The 22,868-nt window shown below is 61.1% G+C and carries 19 protein-coding genes; 12 read left to right on the top strand and 7 right to left on the bottom strand.

Annotation, left to right across the window (positions count from 1 at the left end):
* Positions 1-72: 72 nt before the first annotated feature.
* The gene (locus tag LGH82_RS10485; RefSeq protein ID WP_227348418.1) at positions 73-1,005 is read left to right on the top strand and encodes a glycosyltransferase family 2 protein; all 933 of its coding nucleotides are present in this window, start codon (positions 73-75) and stop codon (positions 1,003-1,005) included.
* 3 nt (positions 1,006-1,008) lie between these two features.
* The gene (locus tag LGH82_RS10480; RefSeq protein ID WP_227348417.1) at positions 1,009-1,569 is read left to right on the top strand and encodes a sugar transferase; all 561 of its coding nucleotides are present in this window, start codon (positions 1,009-1,011) and stop codon (positions 1,567-1,569) included.
* Here the strand turns inward: LGH82_RS10480 and LGH82_RS10475 are convergent.
* From LGH82_RS10475 to LGH82_RS10465, 3 genes are all read right to left on the bottom strand, one after another.
* On the bottom strand, positions 1,557-2,510 hold the full coding sequence (locus LGH82_RS10475; RefSeq protein ID WP_227348416.1) for an NAD-dependent epimerase/dehydratase family protein: 954 nt from the start codon (positions 2,508-2,510) through the stop codon (positions 1,557-1,559). The two genes, LGH82_RS10480 and LGH82_RS10475, sit on opposite strands and share 13 nt — an antisense overlap.
* A complete protein-coding gene (locus LGH82_RS10470; protein ID WP_227348415.1) occupies positions 2,507-3,799 on the bottom strand; it encodes an O-antigen ligase family protein in 1,293 nt (430 codons plus the stop codon). The genes LGH82_RS10475 and LGH82_RS10470 overlap by 4 nt, the downstream gene beginning before the upstream one ends.
* A 236-nt stretch (positions 3,800-4,035) precedes the next feature.
* Positions 4,036-4,257: a hypothetical protein gene (locus LGH82_RS10465; RefSeq protein WP_227348414.1), complete on the bottom strand. Its 222-nt coding sequence runs from the start codon at positions 4,255-4,257 to the stop codon at positions 4,036-4,038.
* 40 nt (positions 4,258-4,297) lie between these two features.
* Between LGH82_RS10465 and cysD the strand changes: the two genes are divergently transcribed.
* The 3 genes from cysD to cysQ are packed head-to-tail and all read left to right on the top strand — an operon-like array spanning position 4,298 to position 7,942.
* Positions 4,298-5,203 (top strand): sulfate adenylyltransferase subunit CysD, encoded by a 906-nt coding sequence (gene cysD / locus LGH82_RS10460; RefSeq protein WP_227348413.1) that lies wholly within the window; start codon positions 4,298-4,300, stop codon positions 5,201-5,203.
* A 2-nt stretch (positions 5,204-5,205) separates the two neighbouring features.
* Positions 5,206-7,140: a sulfate adenylyltransferase subunit CysN gene (cysN, locus tag LGH82_RS10455; protein WP_227348412.1), complete on the top strand. Its 1,935-nt coding sequence runs from the start codon at positions 5,206-5,208 to the stop codon at positions 7,138-7,140.
* A gap of 10 nt (positions 7,141-7,150) precedes the next feature.
* Positions 7,151-7,942: a 3'(2'),5'-bisphosphate nucleotidase CysQ gene (gene cysQ, locus LGH82_RS10450; protein WP_227349547.1), complete on the top strand. Its 792-nt coding sequence runs from the start codon at positions 7,151-7,153 to the stop codon at positions 7,940-7,942.
* 28 nt (positions 7,943-7,970) lie between these two features.
* On the opposite strand, the gene LGH82_RS10445 is transcribed toward cysQ, so the two are convergent.
* The 4 genes from LGH82_RS10445 to LGH82_RS10430 all read right to left on the bottom strand — a co-directional run bounded on the left by LGH82_RS10445 (position 7,971) and on the right by LGH82_RS10430 (position 11,961).
* The gene (locus LGH82_RS10445; protein ID WP_227348411.1) at positions 7,971-9,110 is read right to left on the bottom strand and encodes a DegT/DnrJ/EryC1/StrS family aminotransferase; all 1,140 of its coding nucleotides are present in this window, start codon (positions 9,108-9,110) and stop codon (positions 7,971-7,973) included.
* A 257-nt stretch (positions 9,111-9,367) separates the two neighbouring features.
* Positions 9,368-10,291 (bottom strand): carbohydrate kinase family protein, encoded by a 924-nt coding sequence (locus LGH82_RS10440; protein WP_227348410.1) that lies wholly within the window; start codon positions 10,289-10,291, stop codon positions 9,368-9,370.
* Entirely contained in the window at positions 10,288-10,734 is a 447-nt protein-coding gene (locus tag LGH82_RS10435) for an RbsD/FucU family protein (RefSeq protein ID WP_227348409.1), read from the bottom strand. The genes LGH82_RS10440 and LGH82_RS10435 overlap by 4 nt, the downstream gene beginning before the upstream one ends.
* The gene (locus tag LGH82_RS10430) at positions 10,735-11,961 is read right to left on the bottom strand and encodes an ROK family transcriptional regulator (RefSeq protein WP_227348408.1); all 1,227 of its coding nucleotides are present in this window, start codon (positions 11,959-11,961) and stop codon (positions 10,735-10,737) included.
* A gap of 232 nt (positions 11,962-12,193) precedes the next feature.
* On the opposite strand from LGH82_RS10430, the gene LGH82_RS10425 reads away from it, so the two are divergent.
* The 7 genes from LGH82_RS10425 (at position 12,194) to glgA (ending at position 22,865) form a co-directional block, all read left to right on the top strand.
* Positions 12,194-13,210, top strand: coding sequence for a sugar ABC transporter substrate-binding protein (locus LGH82_RS10425; protein ID WP_413771466.1), 1,017 nt, complete (start codon positions 12,194-12,196; stop codon positions 13,208-13,210).
* 89 nt (positions 13,211-13,299) lie between these two features.
* Positions 13,300-14,382: an ABC transporter permease gene (locus LGH82_RS10420; protein WP_227348407.1), complete on the top strand. Its 1,083-nt coding sequence runs from the start codon at positions 13,300-13,302 to the stop codon at positions 14,380-14,382.
* The gene (locus tag LGH82_RS10415; protein ID WP_227348406.1) at positions 14,379-15,167 is read left to right on the top strand and encodes an ATP-binding cassette domain-containing protein; all 789 of its coding nucleotides are present in this window, start codon (positions 14,379-14,381) and stop codon (positions 15,165-15,167) included. The genes LGH82_RS10420 and LGH82_RS10415 overlap by 4 nt, the downstream gene beginning before the upstream one ends.
* A gap of 148 nt (positions 15,168-15,315) precedes the next feature.
* Complete coding sequence (locus LGH82_RS10410; RefSeq protein ID WP_227348405.1) at positions 15,316-17,784, top strand: glycogen/starch/alpha-glucan phosphorylase; 2,469 nt, start codon at positions 15,316-15,318, stop codon at positions 17,782-17,784.
* A 103-nt stretch (positions 17,785-17,887) separates the two neighbouring features.
* Positions 17,888-20,101 (top strand): 1,4-alpha-glucan branching protein GlgB, encoded by a 2,214-nt coding sequence (glgB, locus tag LGH82_RS10405; protein WP_227348404.1) that lies wholly within the window; start codon positions 17,888-17,890, stop codon positions 20,099-20,101.
* Between the two features lie 49 nt (positions 20,102-20,150).
* Positions 20,151-21,416, top strand: coding sequence for a glucose-1-phosphate adenylyltransferase (glgC, locus tag LGH82_RS10400; protein ID WP_227348403.1), 1,266 nt, complete (start codon positions 20,151-20,153; stop codon positions 21,414-21,416).
* A 3-nt stretch (positions 21,417-21,419) separates the two neighbouring features.
* Positions 21,420-22,865 (top strand): glycogen synthase GlgA, encoded by a 1,446-nt coding sequence (gene glgA / locus LGH82_RS10395; RefSeq protein ID WP_227348402.1) that lies wholly within the window; start codon positions 21,420-21,422, stop codon positions 22,863-22,865.
* Positions 22,866-22,868 lie beyond the last annotated feature (3 nt).

Below are 22,868 nucleotides of genomic sequence, written 5' to 3'. Positions count from 1 at the left end.
CCGACGACCCTTGTTAGACCGATCGAAACCATCCATGGCTGCTCTCAGCCATTCGCAGGATATTCATAGCTCGTGAGCAAACAGGATCAGCGCATCGCCATCTTGATGGGCACGAAGGACGGCGCGGCTTTCATCGACGAACAGTTCGCATCCCTGCTTGCGCAATCGCAGCCTCTCATCGACCTGTGGATTTCCGACGACGGTTCGACGGACGGCACGACCGCCATCATCGAGGCATGGCAGGCTCGTTGGCCCAAGGGTCGATTGACCCTGGTGGACGGCCCGCGGCACGGGTTTGCCGCCAATTTCCGCTCGATGATCATCGATCCACGGATCGATGCCGACTACTATGCCTTTTGCGACCAGGATGACATCTGGGAGCCGGACAAGCTCGACACTGCCTTGCATTGGATGCGGACCCATGATGCCGATGTGCCGCTAATGTTCTGTTCGCGGACCGCAACCATGTCCAAGTCGGGGAGCATCATGGGCTGTTCGCCGCTGTTCCAGCGGCCCCCTTCATTTCGCAATGCCCTGGTGCAGAGCATTGCTGGCGGCAACACCATCATGATCAACCGAGCGGCGCGCCAATTGCTGGCCAGGGCGTCAGTGCGAACGCAATTTGTCAGCCATGACTGGTGGGCCTATCTCATCGTGACGGCTTCCGGCGGCGTCGTTCATTACGATCCGCGGCCTCTGGTGCGCTACCGGCAGCACGAGGCAAATCTGGTCGGGGCCAACGTTTCGTGGAAGGCGCGGGTCTCCCGGCTTGGACGCCTGCTGAAAGGCGAGTTCGCCAGCTGGACCGACGACAATCTCAGCGGCCTTGCCGTCAATCGCGATCTTCTTGCCGCGGATTCTGCTGTTTGCCTAGATCTGTTCATGGAATCGCGAAAAGGCGGTCTTTTCCGCCGGCTCAGCTATCTGCGCCGAAGCGGCGTCTATCGACAGACGCCATTGGGGACGCTGGGGCTTTACCTCGCAATCATCTGGGGCCGCGTCTAGGCCATGTCGGTGATACCTTCCGGCCATGGCGGACCGAAGCGGGCCTTCGACCTCGCAGGGGCGGCGCTGCTGCTGCTGCTGACCTCGCCTGTCCTGGCGATTGCCTTCCTGTCGGTCCGGGCTTCTTCGCCAGGGCCGGCGCTCTTCTCGCAAATCCGGGTCGGACGCAATGGCGTGCTATTTCGCTGCCACAAGCTCAGAACCATGTATCAGGGAACACCGTCCCTACCCACGCACGAGGCGCCGGCAACCGCGGTGACCTCGGTCGGAAGGGTCCTGCGTGCCTACAAGCTCGATGAACTGCCGCAGCTCTGGAACGTCTTGAAAGGCGAGATGAGCCTGGTCGGTCCCCGTCCATGTCTGCCGACGCAGACGGAGCTTATCGAACGTCGCGCCGAGTTGGGTGTGCTATCAGCGCCTCCCGGCATGACCGGGCTGGCGCAGATCCAGGGCATCGACATGTCGACTCCGAGGCTCCTTGCCGAGACCGATGCCGAATATCTGAAGATGGCTTCGATCGGATCCGACCTTCGGATTCTGCTCCGAACGATCTACAGGGGCTGAGCTTGCCCAAGCTTGGCGTGTCGCGCCATTTCCGTCAGCCGACCGGTCGTGTCGATCTCCGGCGCCCAGCCATCTGACATGAGTAGGGATGGATCGCAAATCTGCGTTGCCGTCATCCTGTCCCACACTTTGCCTTTGCCCAGCAGGGACGCCGCCGGTCGCATCAGCGCGGCCGGGATAGCAAGCAGGCGCAAGGGGCGCCCGAAACCTCGCCTGAGAGCTTCGATGACGGCCGTGATGGGAATAGCAGGCACATCGCTGGCGAAGTAGACTGGACGAAGCGGGGCAGGGCTGGTCAACAAGTGCAACACCGCCCTGGCCACGGCTTCGCGCGCGATCAGCGAGCGGACACCTGAAAAGGCGGCAGCCGGCAGGGGCAGGGCGGTATCGGCCAGGCGCACCAGCGTAGCCAGGTTTCCCTTCATGCCCGCTCCATAGGCCGGCGGCAGACGCAGCGCCGTGGCGTCGGCGCGACCTGATGAGGTGTAGGCCTCCAGCACCTTGATCTCTCCCTCCCGTTTCGAGCGTCCGTAGGCGCATTGCGGGGCAGGGGCCGTACGCTCATCGATCGTTCCGCTGAAATCGGCACCGATCACCGCCCGGATGGAGGACAGGTAGATGAAGCGTCCGCTCGTCCCGATAGCCGCCGCATGCGCCAACCGTTCGGTCAATGCGACATTGGTGGCCCGAAAGTCGGCATCTGTTGCGCTGGTCTGGTCATTGTTCAAGGCGGCGCAATGAACGACGTGCGTGATGTCCTTCATGAGCGTCAGAAAGTCCCCGGCTGGGCCGTCGGGCTCTGGCAGCCGAACGGCGTCGCCTCCAGCGCCAAGCAGTTCCGGGTGACGGGACGCGATGCGAACGTCGATCCTGGCTTCGCGCAGTTGCCGAACGACAAGGCCGCCGACGAAGCCGGTTGCGCCTGTTACCAGAACCTTCATCGTTCGACCCGGAACGCTGATGCGGTTGGACGCATCCGCGTTTCCGGCAGCGCAATGGTGCGCCCGGATGCGAGATATGTCCCCGACAACAGGAAGATCATCAGCACCGAATCGAGAATGTCGTGACCGACCAGGATGCCGGTCATTCCAGCGGTGAGATAGGTGATCACCACTATGACGATCATAGTGGCGCCAAACCGCTCGATGGGGTCAATGCTGGCGCGCAGGACTTTGGCCGCATTCCGCGCGGCAACGACAAAGATCGCCGCCAGCGTCACCGCGCCAAGGATGCCGGCCTCCACCAATGCGGTGAGGAACCCATTGTGAAAATGGCTGAATCCTTCCGCCATCCCATATCGTTCCTGGAATCCTTGCAGCATGAGTGGCTTGCCCGCCCCCATTCCATGTCCGAACAGCGGCGCCTCGCGGAACGCCTTCAGTCCGATGTCCCAAAGCGCAACGCGCAATCCCAGGGCCGTGGTGTAGTCGCCATGGGTGGTGAGCGAATGCCAGTCGGCGAATAGAAAATCCGCACGATCAGCTATGACTCGGAATCCCAGAACAGCGCTCACTATGGCGACCGCGGCCAGCATCAGCAGCAGGCGAACGGCATTCTTGCCCTTGAGGGTTCGCAGGTTGATCAAGAGCACAGCAATGCCACCGATCAACAATGCCAGCCAGATGATGCGCGATCCAGAATAGATGATGGCGACGGTGCCGGCCAGCACCGCGCATATGAAAACAACACCCCTGACCTTTTCGATGCCTGAAACGATGCCAGTCAGGCAGATCATGACGCTGAGGCAGGCGACTTCCGCGAACACGATTGCATTTCCAGCCCCGCCTTTTGCCCGCATCCCGAACCAATATTGCTGGATGATCGCCAGCACCAACGCGCCGAGGCAAGCGCAGATGCTGCTCACAATGATGATGCGGACCAGCGTGGTTTTCCGCGAAATGCTCCAGGTCGAATAGGAAATGGGAAAAAACAGAAAGGTAACCAGCGAAAGGAGATCCAGCGCATCCCTGACGATCGAGTTGTTGACGATGGATGCCAGGAGATTGGCCCCGCAATAGGCATATATAGCGGCGGTCATGGCGAGCATGGGGCGATCGGCATTGAATCGCCGTCTCTTCATTGCGATGAGCAGCGTGGACCACAGAGCGCCGCCGTTGAAAACAAAACTGACGGCTGATCCAACGACGGGTGAGAGAAAGCAAGCTATCGAGAAGTAGATGTTCACCAGAGAAGGTGTGAACTGTTCTTTTATGGAAGAAAGCCGGCTCAATGATCTAGTTCACAATTCGAGGAATTTGCGGGACATGTTGCATTAGCTGAAGAGAATATAGCCACCATCGTTTTTTGCTCTTATTGCGTCACGCGGTCTGCTCATTTTCAGCAATGGTATAGCGGCTGGACACGGGTTTCGATAGTGCGGCAAGCCGGAGCCACCATCAAAAATCGGCAGCAATGTCCATCTGATCGCGATTGCTGGGGAGTGGGCTCAACGCTCGTCTGCTCTGCTTATTCAGGCAATATTTTTCCCACCGTTTCATGGCCTTTGAGCTTTTGAGCAGGAATTTTCGGGTTTTTGGCATGGCGTGGAAAATTCATTCCCCGGGCGCGTGTCGAGGCGCTTGTCTTGCATTGTTCTGGATGGCCTCGATCTGCTAGAACGCCGGTAAGGAAATACATGTCCAGACGTGAAGCTTGACCGAGCGAAAAGAACTCGACGATTTGAAGCAAGGTCCTTCCGCTGGATGGCACGAGAGAACGCTAACAGTCCATGACATCCGCGCTTACGCATCTTCAGCGGCTTGAAGCTGAATCCATTCATATTTTCCGCGAGGTTGCCGCGGCCTTTTCCAAGCCGGTGATGCTCTATTCGGTCGGCAAGGATTCGTCGGTGCTGATGCACCTGGCAATGAAGGCGTTTTATCCCGCCAAGCCACCCTTTCCGTTTCTCCATGTCGACACCACCTGGAAGTTCCGGGAGATGATCGCCTTTCGCGACCAGATGGCGCAAAAGCTCGGCTTCGATCTGCTGGTTCACGTCAACGAGGATGGTGTCCGCGACAACATCAATCCGTTCGACCATGGCTCGAACACCCACACCCATGTCATGAAGACCGTGGCTCTGCGCCAGGCGCTCGACAAGTACGGCTTTGATGCTGCCTTTGGTGGCGCCCGTCGCGATGAGGAAAAGTCACGCGCCAAGGAGCGCATCTTTTCCTTCCGCAACGCGCAGCACGTCTGGGACCCGAAGAATCAGCGGCCGGAGATGTGGAAGATATTCAACACGCGGATCGCGGCCGGTGAATCGATCCGGGTGTTTCCGTTGTCGAACTGGACCGAACTCGACATCTGGCAGTACATCCTGCAGGAAAACATCCCGATCGTGCCGCTTTATTTCGCCAAGGAGCGGCCCGTCGTCGAACGCGACGGCATGCTTATCCTCAAGGACGACCATCGCATGCAACTGCGTCCCGGCGAGACAGTCGAGAACCGGCTGGTGCGGTTCCGCACCCTTGGCTGCTATCCGCTGACCGGCGCGATTGAGTCCGATGCCGATACGCTTGAAGCCATCGTCGGCGAAATGCTTACCGCGCGTACCTCCGAGCGGCAGGGTCGCCTGATTGACCGCGATGAAGCGGGCTCGATGGAAAAGAAGAAGCGCGAGGGGTACTTCTGAGCATGCGCCACATCATGGCCAAGAGCCTCGCGCCCACCGACGGCGTCCGCGACTATCTGGCGGCGCAGGAAAAGAAATCGTTGCTTCGTTTCCTGACCTGCGGTTCGGTCGATGACGGCAAGTCGACGCTGATCGGGCGCCTGCTTTCGGATACGAAGCAGATATTCGAGGACCAGCTTGCCGCGCTCGAGCGCGATTCGCGCAAGCATGGCACCACTGGCGACGACATCGATTTCGCGCTGCTGGTCGATGGCCTGGAGGCCGAGCGCGAGCAAGGCATCACCATCGACGTCGCCTATCGCTTCTTCGCCACGCCAAAGCGCAAGTTCATCGTTGCCGACACGCCCGGCCACGAGCAGTACACGCGTAACATGGCGACCGGCGCTTCGACAGCTGATCTGGCCATAGTGCTGATCGACGCTCGCCAAGGCGTGCTGCGCCAGACCAGGCGCCATTCGATCATCGCCTCGCTGCTAGGTATCCGCCACGTTGTTTTGGCCATCAACAAGATCGATCTCGTCGGCTTCGACCAGGCTGTCTTCGAACAGATCGTCGAGGATTACAGGCAGTTTTCGCACGAACTCGGCTTCCAGACGATCATGCCGATACCTATGTCTGCTCGTTTCGGCGACAATGTCAGCCGCTCCGACAAGACGCAATGGTATTCCGGTCCGACGCTGATCGAGCATCTCGAGACCGTGTCGGTTGATGAAGCCATGGTTGAATTGCCGTTCCGTTTTCCGGTGCAATATGTGAATCGCCCCAATCTGGACTTTCGCGGTTTTGCCGGAACGATTGCGTCTGGCGCGGTTTCGCAAGGCGACGAAATCGTCGTTGCCAAATCGGGCAAGTCCTCCCGCGTCAAGCGCATCGTCTCCTATGGTGGCGACCTCCAGCAAGCGGTTGCGGGCCAAGCCATAACCCTTGTCCTGGACGATGAGGTCGAGGTGTCGCGTGGCAACATGCTGGTGTCGCCGGCCGCCCGGCCACAGGTCGCCGACCAGTTCGCCGCCAACATTGTCTGGTTTGACGAGCATGCGCTGCTGCCGGGTCGTTCTTACATCCTGCGTACGGAGACCGACCAGACCAGTGCCACCGTCACCGATCTGAAGTATCGGGTCAACGTCAACGACTTTGGCCATGAGGCGGCCAAGTCGCTCGAGATGAACGAGGTCGGCATCTGCAACATCTCGACGCGGGCGCCGATCGCCTTCGATACTTTCGCCGAGAATCGTACCACCGGCGCCTTCATCCTGATCGATCGCATCACCAACGCCACTGTCGGTGCCGGAATGATCCTGCATTCGCTGCGCCGCGCCGAGAACATCCACTGGCAATCGCTCGATGTCGGCAAGCGCGTCCGCGCCGATATGAAGAACCAGCGGCCCGCCGTGTTCTGGTTCACCGGGCTTTCGGGGTCCGGCAAATCGACCATCGCCAATCTTTTGGAGAAGAAGCTCTTCGCCACCGGGCGCCATACCTACATTCTGGATGGCGACAATGTCCGCCACGGCCTCAACCGCGATCTCGGCTTCACCGACGCCGATCGCGTCGAAAACATCCGCCGCGTCGCCGAAGTTGCGCGACTGATGGCGGATGCCGGCCTGATCGTCATCGTTTCCTTCATCTCGCCGTTCAGCGCCGAGCGGCGCATGGCCCGGGAATTGATGGCCGAGGGCGAGTTCGTTGAGGTGTTCGTCGATACGCCCTTCGAAGAATGCGCCAGACGCGATCCGAAGGGCCTTTATGCCCGCGCGCTGAATGGCGAGATCAAGAATTTCACCGGCGTCGATTCACCGTACGAGGCCCCGGAAAAACCCGAAATCCATCTGAAAACCCTCGGCAAATCGGCCGAAGAGATGGTAGAGGCCCTGGAACTCTGGCTGAACGAGCGCGACATTGCCGAAGACCAATACGACAGCGGCGGCGGAATCTGACGACAGGCAGATGCTCGAAATCTTCGAGCGGCTGGCCTTGACGGCCGGGCGCGAGGTGATGCGCGTCTTCCATGCTGGCTGCGCGGTCGATCAGAAAACAGACAGTTCGCCGGTAACCGAGGCGGACCGCGAGAGTGAGAAGATCATCCTCGCTGGATTGCGCGCGGCATATCCCGACATTCCTTGCGTGGCCGAGGAGGAAGCATCCGCCGGCATCGTGCCACCCGACCTGGACGGGGCCTTCTTCCTGATTGATCCGCTCGACGGCACTAAGGAGTTCGTCAACCGCCGGACCGATTTCACCGTCAACATAGCACTTGTCCGCCATGGCGTGCCGGAAATCGGCGTCGTCTTTGCGCCTTGCACCGGTCGCTTCTTTTCCGGCCGGCCGGGCAGGGCGGAATCTCTCGCGATCAATGATGAATATGAAATCGTTGGCCGCCGGCCGATCTCGGTGAGAACGGCTGTGGCACCACTGGCCATCGTCGCCAGCCGCTCGCACAACACGCCCGAGACTGAAGCCTATATCCGTGACCTCGGTGCCGCCGAGATCGTCTCAGTAGGCTCGTCGCTGAAATTCTGCCTTGTCGCCGGCGCCGAGGCGGACGTCTATCCGCGCTTTGGCCGCACCATGGAATGGGACACCGCGGCCGGCGATGCCGTGCTTCGCGCCGCGGGCGGCATGACGCGTACTCTGGACGGCAAAGCTCTGGTCTATGGCAAGCGCAACCAGAGCGATGACGCGGATTTCGCCAATCCGCACTTCATTGCCAGTGGCAAGAGCGCCGGCGTAGGCGTGTAATCTCCCCTCGAGGGGAGATTACACGCCTCTATGCGGCTGCCTGCGCCGAATTCGATCCGATATAGTTCCTGATCGTCTCGATGATCCGGTCCTGATCGGCTTCGCTCAGATAGGGGTGCATCGGCAGGCACAGGATGCGCTTGGGCAAGTCTTCCGAAACGGCGAGGCCAGTCGGGGTCCGCGGATAGTCGCGGTAGGCGATCTGCTCGTGCAACGGCTTCACATAGTAGATGACAGACGGAATGCCCTTTTCCTGAAGATGCGCCTTGAGGCCATCGCGCTTCGGCGTCTCGATGGCATATTGCGCCCAGGCCGAGCGGCCGCCATCCAGATTGCGGGCCGCCGTCACGATATCGCCAAGCCCTTGCGCATAGCGGTTTGCCACGACCTGGCGGGCGCCCATCTCGTCTTCGAGGATAGCCAGCTTCTCGATCAGGATTGCAGCCTGCAGCGTGTCGAGCCGCGAATTGATGCCGACGCGGACATTGTCATATTGCGTTTCGCCTTTGCCATGAAAGGCGAACGACCGAAGCTGTTCGGCCAGCGCATCGTCGTTGGTGAACATCGCGCCGCCGTCGCCGTAGCAGCCCAGCGGCTTTGCCGGGTAGAAGCTGGTCGAGCCGACCGCGCCGAACGCCCCGCACATCTTGCCGTCTGCCGAGCCGCCCATCGACTGGGCCGCATCCTCGATCACCATCAGCTTTTCGCGATTGGCGATGGCCATGATGGCATCGTAGTCGGCGGCGAGGCCGAACAGGTCGACCGGGATGATCGCCTTCGGCTTCAGCCGGCCTTCCTTCTTGATCATGGCGATCGCAGCCTCGAGACTGGCGATGTCGATGTTGTAGGTCACCGGATCAACGTCGACGAACACCGGCTCGGCCTTGGCCAGCGCGACCACTTCGGCGGTGGCGGCGAAGGTGAAGCTCGGCACGAATACCGCGTCGCCGGGGCCGATACCGGCCGCGAACAGCGGCAAAAGCAACGCGTCGGTACCGTTGGCGCAAGCGACGACATGCTTTGTGCCGATGTAGGCGGCGAGCTTGTTTTCGAATTCGGTGACCTGGGGACCCAGGATGTAACGGCCTTCGTCGACGACGCGATCGATAGCGGCCTTCAGCCGGTCGCGGATTCGTTCGCGCTGTGCGCCAAGATCGATGAACTGCATGTCGGCCTCAAACGGGTTAGCCAGATAACCGGCCGCTGGTACCAGAGTTGCGGCGGTCGAGAAAGCCGCGCAGGCAAAACCGTGAATTGCTCAAGTGTCGCAGTCTGTTACCAGCATTTTCCGGCGTGCCTTCGCAAGATGCCGGGAATCCGGGCTTCGTTGGGCCCGCGATACCACCCTTATAGTCCCCAGGGACGGCGCTGCGAAACATAAAGTGATCGACAGGCTCAACTTATCTTGAGCGCGCCCCTGCCATGTCAGGCGATTTCGTGCCGCCACGGTGGATTGGCGCCGGCCCGTGACACGGTCACCGCCGCAGCTTTTGCGCCAAGCGCCAGCGCCTTGCGGATGGCGTCTTCGGACAGGCTGACAATCGCCGTCTTTGACAACTGGCCCTGCTCGTGCAGTGAGGCGAGGATGCCGGCATTGAACGTGTCTCCGGCGCCGACCGTGTCGACCACCGTGACTTTTTCCGGCATCACCGTGATCTTGTGATCCCTGCTGTATCCGACCGCCCCTTCGCTGCCATGCGTGACAACAATCAGCTTCGGGCCGCGATCCAGCCAGTTGCGGATGACATCCTCGTGCGAGCCGGCTTCACCAAACCAGTGGAGGTCTTCGTCCGACAGTTTCACGATGTCGGCCATGGCCATCATGCCGCGGATGCGACGCAAGTGCTTGGCCTTGTCGGGGATGAAGTTCGGCCGGATGTTGGGGTCGAGCATCATGACGCGCTGAGTGTGCTCGCGCTTCATGAACTCCTCATAGGCGGCCCCGGCCGGATCGGAGATCAGGCTGATGGCTCCAAACAGCATGGCTTCGATCTCGCCGCCAAGCTCGGGCAGGTCGTCGGTCGTCAGCATGCGGCCGGCCGTGTTCTCGTCGTAAAATGTATAGGTCGCCTGGCCATTGTCGAGCCGCACGAAGGCCAGCGTGGTTGGCCGGCGCGAGGTGTGCGCATAGGTGGAACTGACCTTGCTCGCGCCCAGCGCGTCCCTGAACTGGCCGCCGAACAGGTCGGACGACAGGCCGGAAAAGAAACCCGCTGGAGCGCCCAGCCGGCCTAGCGCGATTGCCGTGTTGAAGACGGCACCCCCGACATAGGGAGCAAAGGCCGGCTCCCCCAGCGTGGTGGTTCGCGGCAACATGTCGATGAGGGCTTCGCCGCAGCAAAGGATCATGGTGTCTTGGTCTCCGGCGGATAGATAACGCCCTTGCGGATGATGATGTTGGCATACAGCCTGGGCTCGCTGGTGGCGACGATCGCGTGCGCGGCCTTGACCCGTGCATAAAAGTCGTCGCCGGCCAGCGCAACCACCTTGCGGCCCGGCGCGCGCTTTGCACAGATCGCCTCCATCTCGCGATGAACGGGATCGGCAAGCAAGGGGTCGCCTTTGACCGAAGCGCGAAACAGCGCCTCAGGCACGACGTCGTCTACAGGCAGTACGCTCAAGATAGCATCGAGCACGGGAACAAGATGGTGACCGTCCGCGCGGACGAGCCGGTGTGCGTGCTCCTCGGCCGGGTAGTTTCCGTCGACAAGGGCGATTTCATCGCCGTGGCCCATGGCGCGCAGGGTCGCCAGAAGCTCCGGACCGAGCAGCGCGGAAATCCCGATCAGCATTCAGATGCTCCTGGAGATCGTGGTCGAGCCGATAAGGAAGCGTTCCGAAAGCGGCAGGCTGGCGCCGCCCAATGCACGCGCATGAATGCCGACGGTCCCCTCGCGAACGGTGGGGAGTTTCAGACCTTCGCCGTCGATCTTGCCGATAGCTTCGATAACGGCATCGACCAGCCGGCGTCGGACGGTGAGCGGCATCCAGCCGTCGATGATCGCTGCTTCGAAATCGATGACCGCGGATGCCGCCACGATGGCGTAGGCCAGTGCCTGCGAGGCGGTGGCGATCCAGTCGTCGAGTTCGATGCCGATCTCGCCCCAGTCCTCGGGCGACGTCCACAGATGCGAGGCTTCGACACCGCGCGCATTTAGCGCTTTTTCCAGCATGGCAATCGATGCCACGTCGATCAACTGGGTTGGCTTGCCGTCGGGACCGGGCACGGGCATGGACCCGAGCGCGCCGGCATTGCCTGTCGGGCCACCATAGAGGCGGCCATTGAGCACGATGCCGCCACCGGCAAAGGCGCCGATGTAGAAATAGACGAAGTCACGCGCGGCTCCGGCCTTGCCGAACACGAGCTCGGCACCGCACGCCGAGGTGGCGTCATTCTGAAGATAGACCGGAAACTCGCACTGTAGCTGGATCTCCGCGCGTATGTCGCGGTGGCGCCATTCGTCCATGACGTCCCGGGGCGCACCCGCCGTATCGGCCCAGTTCCACAATTCGAACGGCATGGCGATGCCGAGCCCGGCAATACGCTTGTTCTGTTCGGGGGTGAGTTCTCCGCGCATCTTCTCCATGCCGGAGGTGACGAATTCCACGGTCTCGCGCGGTGCGGGATAGCGGTAGGAATGCTGCAGCATCGACCGGACGTTGCCGAGGAAATCGATCAGCACCAGTTCGGCGCTGCGGCGGCCGATCTTGAGGCCGATGAAATACGCACCCTCCGGGTTCAGCGCCATCGGAATGGAGGGCTGGCCGATCTTCCCGCGCAACGGCGCCTGGCGGACCAGAAGGCTGTCATCCTCGAGCTCACGCATGATGACGGACACGGTCTGAGCCGAAAGTCCGGTCATGCGCGCGATGTCGGATTTGGCCAGGCTGCCATGCTGGCGCACCAGCGAAAGCACGAGCCGCTCATTGTGGTCCCGCATCCCGCTCTGGTTGGTGCCGCGGTGAAGCCGGCTATCGGCTGCCTCCGGCGAACCGTGCCTCGCAATGCCGGTTTCCACCCTGTTCCTCCCGTTATTTCCCCTCGATGCTTTTGGGCCAGAATGAGTGGTCAACGCAAGGCTGTCAATAATAAATAAGAGTGATTTAATTATTGACAGCCCCATTGGTCTGGTGTCTTTTGGCAGCGGGCGTCCATGCTGGGAGATTTCGTTTGGACGCTTGTGCGGGTGCCGGTTGGCCGGCAGCCGAAATGGTTCCACTGGGAGGATAATCGTGACCAAGACATCACTATTGAAGTCCACCGTCTTTGCTGCGGCTGGACTCGGCCTGATGGCGTTTACGTCGGCAGCATCGGCCGCCAATGTCAGCGCTTGCCTGATCACCAAGACCGACACCAATCCCTTCTTCGTCAAGATGAAGGAAGGCGCCACGGCGAAAGCCAAGGAAATTGGCGTCGATCTCAAAGCCTATGCCGGCAAGGCCGAAGGCGACAATGAAGGCCAGGTCGCGGCGATTGAATCCTGCATTGCCGATGGCGCCAAGGGCATTCTCATCACCGCCACCGACACGGCGGCAATCGTGCCGGCTGTTAAGAAGGCACGCGATGCCGGACTTCTGGTGATTGCGCTGGATACGCAACTCGAGCCCGCCGATGCCGCGGATGCGACCTTTGCGACCGACAATTTCAAGGCAGGCGAGCTCATAGGCTCCTGGGCCAAGGCAACCTTGGGCGACAAGGCCAAGGATGCCCACATTGCCTATATGGATCTGATCGCCAGCCAGCCGTCGGTCGACGTGCAACGCGACCAGGGCTTCATGAAGGGGTTTGGCATCGACCTCGGTGATCCCAAGAAGATCGGCGACGAGAAGGACCCGCGCAATGTCTGCCACGATCTGTCGGGCGGCAACGAGGATGGTGGCCATACCGCCATGGAGAACTGCCTGCAGAAAGATCCCAATATCAACGTCGTCTACACCATCAACGAACCCGCGGCCGCTGGCGCCTACCAGGCGCTGAAAGCGGTTGGCAAGGAGAAGGACGTGTTGATCGTTTCGATCGATGGCGGCTGCCCAGGCGTCAAGAACGTGGCGGAAGGCATTATCGGCGCTACCGCGCAGCAATATCCGCTGCTGATGGCCTCGCTCGGCATCGAGGCGATCAAGGCCTTCGCCGACACTGGCAAGAAGCCAGAACCGTCGCCTGGCCTGAACTTCTACAACACCGGCGTCACGCTCATTACCGACAAGCCGGCTGCCGGCATCGATTCCATCGATACCAAGGCAGGCCTCGGCAAGTGCTGGGGTTGATTTGACCCCGCGATCGGCTCAATCTTGAGACAACGATAATAATTGTGGAGCGGTCTTGGCCGCTCCACACACAAGGCGGGGAGGCCGTGTTGAGCGTTGAAACAACCAAAGTCAGCGGACCGCAGGAATTTGAGAAGACTTTAGCCGCAAGCGACAAAAGCGTCGCTTCGTTCGATACCCATTCCCGCACAACGTTGGAGAGCATCCAGCACCGGCTGCACAAAAGCCCTGCGATGGTTCCGCTGATCATCCTGCTGCTGTCGGTGATCCTGTTTGCAATCGTCGTCGGCGGGCGCTTCTTTTCGCCCTTTACGCTGACGCTGATCCTGCAGCAGGTGGCGATAACTGGCATGGTCGGCATCGCGCAGACGCTGGTGGTGCTGACAGCCGGCATCGACCTTTCCGTCGGCGCCATCATGGTGCTGAGTTCGGTCGTCATGGGCCAGTTCGCCATGCATTACGGCGTTCCCGCGCCGGTGGCGGTCGCGGTGGGCCTGCTTGTCGGCTCGATCTGTGGCTTGATAAACGGCATTCTGATAGCCCGGGTAAAGTTGCCGCCTTTCATCGTGACGCTCGGCACATGGTCGATCTACGCGGCCGTCAATTTCATCTATTCGGGCAACGAGACCATCCGAAGCCAGGATCTCGAGACGACGGCGCCCTTGCTGCAGTTCTTTGGCGGCTCGTTCAAGGTCGGCGGCGCTGTCTTCACCTATGGCGTGTTGTTGATGCTTATCATGGCGGCTATCGCCTGGTACGTACTCAACCACACCGCGTGGGGACGGCATGTCTATGCGGTGGGTGATGATCCGGAAGCAGCGGAACTGTCGGGCGTTCGTGTCGATCGGATGCTGCTCGCGGTCTATACGCTTACGGGCCTCATCTGCGCCATTGCCGGCTGGGCTCTCATTGGGCGCATCGGGTCGGTATCGCCTCAGGCAGGCCAGTTCGAAAACATCAATTCCATCACTGCCGTCGTGATCGGTGGTACCTCGCTGTTTGGCGGGCGCGGCTCCATCCTCGGAACCATCTTCGGTGCGATTATCGTCGGCGTGTTCGCGCTGGGGCTGCGGCTGTGGGGGACAGACCCGCAATGGACGCAATTGTCGGTCGGCGCTCTCATCATCGTCGCGGTCGCTATCGACCAGTGGATCAGGAAGATTTCGGGATGACCCAGGCTCAGGAACCCATCCTTACCGCGCGTGGTCTGGTCAAGCGATATGGTCGCGTTACAGCCCTCGACAACGCCGATTTCGATCTTTACCCAGGCGAAATTCTCGCTGTCATCGGCGACAACGGTGCCGGCAAGTCATCGCTGATCAAGGCGATTTCGGGCGCGGTTACTCCCGACGAAGGGGAGATCCGACTGGAGGGCAAGCCTATCGCTTTCAGGTCGCCGATGGAGGCGCGCGAAGCCGGCATCGAAACCGTCTATCAGAATCTGGCGCTGTCGCCGGCCTTGTCGATCGCCGACAACATGTTTCTTGGTCGCGAACTGCGCAAGCCGGGCTTTGTCGGACAGTGGCTTCGCATGCTCGACCGTCCGGAAATGGAGAAGCGCGCCCGCGAAAAGCTAACCGAACTGGGTCTGATGACCATCCAGAACATTAGCCAGGCAGTGGAAACGCTGTCGGGTGGCCAACGCCAGGGCGTAGCTGTAGCGCGCGCCGCGGCTTTTGGCTCCAAGATGGTGATCATGGATGAGCCAACGGCGGCCCTCGGTGTCAAGGAGAGCCGCCGCGTGCTCGAACTGATCCTCGACGTTAAGAAACGTGGCCTGCCGATCGTGCTGATTTCGCACAATATGCCGCATGTCTTCGAGGTTGCCGACCGCATCCACATTCATCGGTTGGGCCGTCGTCTCGCCGTCATAGACCCGAAGCAATATTCGATGTCGGACGCTGTCGCGTTCATGACCGGGGCGAAAGTTCCGCCGGAAGCGGTGCTGGCGGCTTAAAGCAGGATGCGCACAATTGCCAAATTGCCGCAGGGGAAGTTGGTCGAGCTTCTCCCTAAATCGATTGAATATATGAAGGGATGCATTAGCATGGGCTGGGAGGAACGGTGAAAGCCGGTATGATCATGGCAACCGCACGAGAGGCAGCATGACGCGCGCGATGACAACCGAAGCCCCCCAGCCCGCACTCGAAAATCCCGATCCCAAGACGCTCGCCGAAGAAGTCTTGATGTCACTCAAATACAGGGTCGGCAAGGACACCACTGTCGCGACGCAATACGACTGGCTGACCGCCTCGATCAAGGTCGTGCGCGATCGCATCGTCGATCACTGGATGCAGGCGACAAAGGAAGCTTACGACCAGCAGGAAAAGCGGGTCTATTATCTGTCGCTTGAATTCCTCATCGGCAGGCTGATGCGCGATGCCTTCTCCAATCTCGGCCTGATGGAGAATATGCGCGAGGCGCTGTCGTCGCTCGGCGTCGATCTCGATATCATCGCCGCGCTCGAACCGGATGCGGCCCTCGGCAATGGCGGCCTCGGCCGTCTCGCCGCCTGCTTCATGGAAAGCATGGCGACGGTCGATATTCCAGCGCATGGCTACGGCATCCGCTACGCCAACGGCATGTTCCGCCAGGAAATCCATGACGGCTGGCAGGTGGAACTGCCCGAAACATGGCTCGACCACGGCAACCCTTGGGAGTTCGAGCGGCGCGAACGCTCCTTCGAGGTCGGCTTCGGCGGCTCGGTGGAATCGATCACCTCCAAGGACGGTCGGCTGGAGCGTCACGTCTGGAAGCCGACCGAGCATGTTCTGGCCGTTGCCTACGACACGCCTGTGGTCGGCTGGCGGGCTCACCGCGTCAACACGCTGCGTCTATGGTCGGGCATGCCGGTCGATCCGATCCTGCTCGACAAGTTCAATGCTGGCGATCACATCGGAGCGCTCGCCGAAAGCAACAAGGCCGATGCCCTGTCGCGCGTCCTCTATCCCGCGGATTCCCACAAGGCGGGGCAGGAGTTGCGGTTGCGGCAGGAATATTTCTTCTCCACCGCCTCGCTGCAGGACATCGTCCAGCGCCATCTCAGCCAGTATGGCGACCTGAAGTCGCTGCCCGACAAGGCGGCGATCCACCTCAACGACACCCATCCGGCTATCGCCGTGCCCGAACTGATGCGCCTGCTGATGGATGTCCATGGCATGGATTTCGATCTCGCCTGGAGCATCACCAAGCGTACCTTTGGCTACACCAACCACACGCTGCTCCCCGAAGCGCTGGAAAGCTGGCCGGTGCCGTTGTTCGAGCGGCTTTTGCCGCGTCACATGCAGATCGTCTACGCCATCAACGCCGAGGTGCTGCTGGAGGCGCGCGCGTCCAACCTGTTCTCGGACGAGCAGATCGGTCGCATTTCGCTGATCCAGGAGAACGGTGATCGCCGGGTGCGCATGGGCAACCTGGCCTTTGTCGGTTCGCACTCGATCAACGGCGTCTCCGCCCTGCACACCGACCTGATGAAGGAAACGGTGTTTGCCGACCTTCACACGCTCTACCCCGACCGCATCAACAACAAGACCAACGGCATCACGCCCCGACGCTGGCTCATCCAGTGCAACCCGGGGCTGACGGCGCTGACCCGCGAGGCGATCGGCGATCGCTTCCTCGACGACATCGATGCAATCAAGGGGCTAGACGCTTTCGCCGGCGATGCCGCGTTCCGGGAGAAGTTCGCTGGCGTCAAGCGGGCCAACAAGGCGCGGCTGGCCAATCTCGTCGCCGACCGGCTTGGCATCAAGGTCGATCCGTCGGCGCTGTTCGACATCCAGATCAAGCGCATCCATGAATACAAGCGACAGCTCCTGAATATCCTCGAGGCGATCGCGCTTTACGACCAGATCCGCTCGCATCCTGAGCGCGACTGGATGCCTCGCGTAAAATTCTTCGGCGGCAAGGCGGCTCCGAGCTATCACAACGCCAAGCTGATCATCAAACTGGCCAATGATGTCGCCAAGGTCATCAACCGCGACCCGGCCGTTCGCGGCCTGCTGAAAGTGGTGTTCGTTCCGAACTACAATGTCAGCCTGGCCGAGATCATGATACCGGCCGCGGACCTGTCCGAGCAGATATCGACCGCCGGCATGGAAGCGTCGGGCACCGGCAACATGAAGTTCGCGCTGAACGGCGCGCTGACCATCGGCACACTCGACGGGGCCAATGTCGAGATCAAGGAATGCGTCGGCGACGACAACATCTTCATCTTCGGTCTGACCACCGCTGAGGTCGCCGAGCGGCGCAAAAATGGCTACGATCCAAGGTCCGTGATCGAGGGCTCACCTGAGCTGGCGCAGGCGGTGGCGGCGGTGTCCTCGGGCGTTTTCTCGCCGGACGATCCGGAGCGTTATCGCGAACTGATGAACGGCCTTTACCAGAGCGACTGGTTCATGGTCGCCGCCGATTTCGACGCCTATGCCGCAGCTCAGCGCGATGTCGATGCCGTCTGGCGCAACAGTCCGGACTGGTATGCCAAGGCGATCCACAATGTCGGGCGCGTCGGATGGTTCTCTTCCGATCGCACGATCCGTCAATATGCGAAAGAAATCTGGAACGTACCCGTCTGATGTGATTGCATGAGGCCACGAACAATGTGGTCCCAGGGGGTGAGTTTGAATGTCGAATTCAAACCCTGAAACAAACTTGGTGCCCGGGGAGGGTCACGGCCTGATGAGGAAGCCGCGCGCGACCGCTGCGACAAGCGGGCCGGATGGACTGGCTTCGGCCGGTGATGTCGCGGCGATTGTCGCCGGTACGCACGGAGACCCGTTTGCCGTCCTGGGTGTCCAGGACGCTGGCAAGGGCCTTGTCGCTCGCTGCTTCGTGCCGCATGCCGAGTTCGTCACGGCCTATACGCTGACGGGCAAAAAGGCAGGCGAACTTTCCAGGCGTGATGATGGCGGCTTCTTCGAAGGCAAGCTGTCGATCAAAAAGCGCCAGCCGCTGCGCTATCATGCAAGGAACGCCACGGGCGACTGGTGGCTGACCGATCCCTATTCATTCGGTCCGGTGCTCGGCCCGATGGACGACTATTACATTGCCCAAGGATCGCATCTCAGGCTGTTCGACAAGCTCGGCGCGCATGTCATCGAGCATGAGGGTGCGTCTGGCGTGCATTTCGCCGTCTGGGCGCCCAATGCAAGGCGCGTCTCGGTGGTCGGCGACTTCAACGACTGGGACGGCCGCAGACATTCGATGCGCGACCGTCGCGACACCGGCATCTGGGAAGTGTTCATTCCCGACATTGGTGCCGGCCGGCCCTACAAATACGAGATCATCGGACCTGACGGTATCAGGTTGCCGCTGAAGGCCGACCCGTTCGCCTTCAAGTCAGAATTGCGCCCGGCCACCGCTTCGGTGGTCGCTGTGCCGCCGGCGCATCCTTGGGGCGACGAGGCGCATCGCAATTTCTGGCGCAATGCGGATCCCCGGCGCGAAGCCATATCGATCTACGAGGTCCATGCCGGCTCCTGGCAGCTTCGCGACGACGGCACCTTCCTGTCTTGGGACGAGCTTGCCGACCGGTTGATCCCCTATGTCGTCGAGACGGGTTTCACCCATATCGAGTTCATGCCGATCTCCGAACATCCCTATGATCCGTCCTGGGGTTACCAGACAACCGGGCTCTACGCGCCATCGGCCCGCTTCGGCGATCCCGACGGTTTTGCCCGTTTCGTCGACGGCGCCCACCGCGCCGGCGTTGGCGTTATCCTCGATTGGGTGCCCGCACACTTCCCGGTCGACGAGCACGGCCTCGCTCATTTCGACGGCACCGCGCTCTATGAGCATGCCGACCCGCGCAAGGGTTTTCATCCTGACTGGAACACCGCGATCTACAATTTCGGCCGGCGTGAAGTCGTGTCGTTCCTCGTCAACAACGCGTTGTTCTGGGCCGAGAAATACCATGTCGACGGTCTGCGCGTCGATGCGGTGGCCTCGATGCTGTACCTCGATTATTCACGCAAGGCCGGTGAATGGATACCCAACGAGAAGGGTGGCCGCGAGAACCTCGAGGCGGTCAGCTTCCTGCAGAAGATGAACAAGGAGGTCTACGGCCACCATCCCGGCGTGATGACGATCGCCGAGGAATCGACCTCATGGCCGAAGGTCTCGGCACCGGTGCATGAAGGCGGGCTGGGGTTCGGCTTCAAGTGGAACATGGGCTTCATGCACGACACGCTGGAGTATTTCTCCAAGGAGCCGATTTTTCGCAAGCACCACCACAACGACCTCACCTTCGGCCTGGTCTATGCGTTCAGCGAGAATTTCGTCTTGCCGCTCTCCCACGACGAAGTCGTGCACGGCAAAGGCACGCTGCTCAGCAAGATGGCCGGCGATGACTGGCAGAAGTTTGCGACACTGCGCGCCTATTACGGCTTCATGTGGGGCTATCCCGGCAAGAAATTGCTTTTCATGGGGCAGGAGTTCGCGCAGCGCCGCGAATGGAGCGAGGCGCGCGCGCTCGACTGGAACCTGCTCGACTTCCGGCCGCATCGCGGTGTCCGGCAGGTGGTGCGCGATCTCAATTATCTCTACCGCTCGCGCCCGGCGTTGCATGCGCGCGACTGCGAGCCGGAAGGCTTCTCCTGGCTGATCGTCGATGACAGCGCGAATTCGGTCTTTGCCTGGCTGCGCAGCGCGCCAGGCGGCAATCCGGTCGCGGTCATTTCCAATTTCACGCCGGTGCCGCGCGAGGATTACCGCGTGCCATTGCCGAAGGCTGGAAAATGGCGCGAGATCATGAACACGGATGCTTCGGAATATGGCGGTTCCGGCAAGGGCAATGGCGGTGTCGTCGAGGCTCGTGCGGAGGGAGGGGGCACGTCGGCGTCGATGCTGCTGCCGCCGCTGTCAACCATCATGCTCGAATTCGTTCCAGAATGAAGTTCCAGACCGAGTGACGGTTCAGACTGAATAATCGGGGAGGCTGAAAATGGCAGAAACAAAACGAACCCAGCCGCTGGCGCGTGATGCCATGGCCTATGTGTTGGCGGGTGGGCGCGGCAGCCGGCTCAGGGAGTTGACGGATCGCCGGGCGAAGCCCGCTGTCTATTTCGGCGGCAAGACGCGCATCATCGACTTCGCGCTTTCCAACGCGCTGAATTCCGGCATCCGCCGCCTCGGCGTTGCGACCCAGTACAAGGCGCATTCGCTGATCCGCCATTTGCAGCGCGGCTGGAATTTCTTGCGGCCTGAGCGAAACGAGAGTTTCGACATCCTGCCGGCCAGCCAGCGCGTCTCGGAAACGCAGTGGTATGAAGGCACGGCCGACGCCGTCTACCAGAACATCGATATCATCGAGGCCTACGGGCCCGAATACATGGTCATCCTCGCCGGCGATCACATCTACAAGATGGACTATGAGATGATGCTTCGCCAGCACGTCGACGCCAATGCCGACGTCACCGTCGGCTGCCTCGAAGTGCCGCGCATGGAAGCCACCGGCTTCGGCGTCATGCATGTCGATGCCAAGGACAACATCATCGCCTTCGTTGAAAAGCCGGCTGATCCGCCAGGCATTCCCGACAAGCCGGAATTCGCCCTGGCTTCGATGGGCATCTACGTCTTCAAGACCAAGTTCCTGATGGAGCAATTGCGCCGCGATGCCGCCGAGCCCGGCTCAAGCCGCGATTTCGGCAAGGACATCATCCCCTACATCGTTGAGCATGGTAAGGCGATCGCACACCGCTTCGCCAAGTCCTGCGTGCGCTCCACGGCCGAGAACGAGGCCTACTGGCGCGATGTCGGAACCGTCGACGCCTATTGGGAAGCCAATATCGACCTGACCGACATCACGCCGGAACTCGACCTCTACGACCGTGACTGGCCGATCTGGACCTACGCCGAACTGAAGCCGCCTGCAAAATTCGTGCATGATGAGGACGGCCGCCGCGGTTCGGCCGTATCCTCGCTTGTCTCTGGCGACTGCATCGTCTCGGGTGCGTCGCTGAAGCGAAGCCTGATCTTCACCGGGGCGCGCATCAATTCCTATTCGACGCTTGAAGAAGTCGTCATGTTGCCCGACGTGCATGTCGGCCGGAAGGCAAAGCTGAAGCGCGTGGTGATTGACCACGGCGTCAGGATACCGGAAGGGCTTGTGGTCGGTGAGGATCCGGTTCTCGATGCCAAGCGCTTCCGCGTTTCGGAAAAGGGCATATGCTTGGTCACCCAGGACATGATCGACAAGCTGGGGCTCTAACGCATGCAGGTTCTGTCGGTCACGCCCGAGATATTCCCGCTGATCAAGACCGGCGGACTTGCCGACGTGACCGGCGCGCTGCCTATCGCCCTGGCGGCCAAGGGCGTGACCATGCGCACGCTCATTCCCGGCTTTCCAACGGTGATGGGTGCCTTCAAGAAAAAGAAAGCCGTACATCAATATGCCCTTCTGCAAGGCGGCAAGGCTTCCGTCCATGCCGTTCAGCTTGCCGGACTTGATCTTTTTGTGCTCGACGCGCCGCATCTGTTCGACCGCCCCGGCGGTCCCTACGGCAACGCGACCGGTGTCGATTGGCCGGACAATTGGCGGCGTTTCGCGGCGCTGAGCCAGGTGGGCGGCGACATCGCCGGCGGCGCCATTTCCGGCTACCAGCCCGACATCGTCCATGCCCATGACTGGCAGTCGGCGATGACACTGGCCTATATGCGTTACGGCAAGGCTGTCGGCACGCCGTCGATGATGACCGTTCACAATCTCGCCTTCCAGGGCCAGTTCGGCGCGGGCATCTTCGGCGAGCTTGGCCTGCCTGCGGCGGCCATGGCGCTCGACGGCGTCGAATACTACGGCGGCGTCGGCTTCCTCAAGGCGGGCCTGCAGGCGGCCTGGGCGATCACCACGGTCAGCCCGACCTATGCGCAGGAAATCCGCTCGCCGGAATTCGGCATGGGACTCGATGGCCTGATCAACATGCGCGCCATCGACCTTCACGGCATCGTCAACGGCATCGACACCGACATCTGGAATCCTGCCACCGACAAGCATCTGGTTTCCAACTATACCGCCAAGACGTTGAAGGCACGGGTGCCCAACAGGGCCGCTGTCGAGGAGCGCTTCAACCTCGATCGCGACGACAGCCCGATTGTCTGCGTCGTCAGCCGGCTGACCTGGCAGAAGGGCATGGACATTCTGGCCACCGTCGTCGACGGCATCGTCGCGACGGGCGCACGGCTGGCCATCCTGGGCTCCGGCGACGCAGGCCTTGAGGGTGCGTTGCTTGCCGCGGCGGCACGTCATCGTGGCCGTATCGGCGTCGTCGTCGGCTATGACGAGGGCCTTTCCCACACCATGCAGGGCGGATGCGATGCGATCGTCATCCCCTCACGCTTCGAGCCCTGCGGTCTGACGCAGCTCTATGGTCTGCGCTATGGCTGCGTACCCGTCGTCGCCCGTACCGGAGGGCTGGCCGATACCGTGATCGACGCCAATGAAGCTGCCGTTTCCGCTGGCGTGGCGACAGGCTTTCAGTTCGCACCCGCCAATGCCGGTGCCTTCCTGCACGCCATCCGCCGCGTCGTCGATGCGCACGCCACCCCCTCGGTCTGGGCGTCTATCCAGCGACAAGGCATGAAAGCCGACGTGTCATGGGATCGAAGTGCGGAAAAATACGTTGAACTCTATCGCGTGCTGCTTTCGAAAAGGGCTGTCTGATAC

Source organism: Mesorhizobium sp. PAMC28654 (genome assembly GCF_020616515.1).
GTDB lineage: Bacteria > Pseudomonadota > Alphaproteobacteria > Rhizobiales > Rhizobiaceae > Mesorhizobium.
Note: the sequence above shows the minus strand (reverse complement) of the source record. Positions and strands in the feature narration are given on the sequence as shown.

What these genes read in the sequence shown, in the direction of transcription:
- glgB (WP_227348404.1), top strand. Translation starts at nt 17,888, where the DNA reads ATGAGGAAGCCGCGCGCGACCGCTGCGACAAGCGGGCCGGATGGACTG.
- glgA (WP_227348402.1), top strand. Translation starts at nt 21,420, where the DNA reads ATGCAGGTTCTGTCGGTCACGCCCGAGATATTCCCGCTGATCAAGACC.
- LGH82_RS10440 (WP_227348410.1), bottom strand. Translation starts at nt 10,291, where the DNA reads ATGATCCTTTGCTGCGGCGAAGCCCTCATCGACATGTTGCCGCGAACC.
- LGH82_RS10480 (WP_227348417.1), top strand. Translation starts at nt 1,009, where the DNA reads ATGTCGGTGATACCTTCCGGCCATGGCGGACCGAAGCGGGCCTTCGAC.
- cysQ (WP_227349547.1), top strand. Translation starts at nt 7,151, where the DNA reads ATGCTCGAAATCTTCGAGCGGCTGGCCTTGACGGCCGGGCGCGAGGTG.
- LGH82_RS10435 (WP_227348409.1), bottom strand. Translation starts at nt 10,734, where the DNA reads ATGCTGATCGGGATTTCCGCGCTGCTCGGTCCGGAGCTTCTGGCGACC.
- LGH82_RS10415 (WP_227348406.1), top strand. Translation starts at nt 14,379, where the DNA reads ATGACCCAGGCTCAGGAACCCATCCTTACCGCGCGTGGTCTGGTCAAG.
- cysD (WP_227348413.1), top strand. Translation starts at nt 4,298, where the DNA reads ATGACATCCGCGCTTACGCATCTTCAGCGGCTTGAAGCTGAATCCATT.
- LGH82_RS10410 (WP_227348405.1), top strand. Translation starts at nt 15,316, where the DNA reads ATGACGCGCGCGATGACAACCGAAGCCCCCCAGCCCGCACTCGAAAAT.
- LGH82_RS10475 (WP_227348416.1), bottom strand. Translation starts at nt 2,510, where the DNA reads ATGAAGGTTCTGGTAACAGGCGCAACCGGCTTCGTCGGCGGCCTTGTC.
- cysN (WP_227348412.1), top strand. Translation starts at nt 5,206, where the DNA reads ATGCGCCACATCATGGCCAAGAGCCTCGCGCCCACCGACGGCGTCCGC.
- LGH82_RS10445 (WP_227348411.1), bottom strand. Translation starts at nt 9,110, where the DNA reads ATGCAGTTCATCGATCTTGGCGCACAGCGCGAACGAATCCGCGACCGG.
- glgC (WP_227348403.1), top strand. Translation starts at nt 20,151, where the DNA reads ATGGCAGAAACAAAACGAACCCAGCCGCTGGCGCGTGATGCCATGGCC.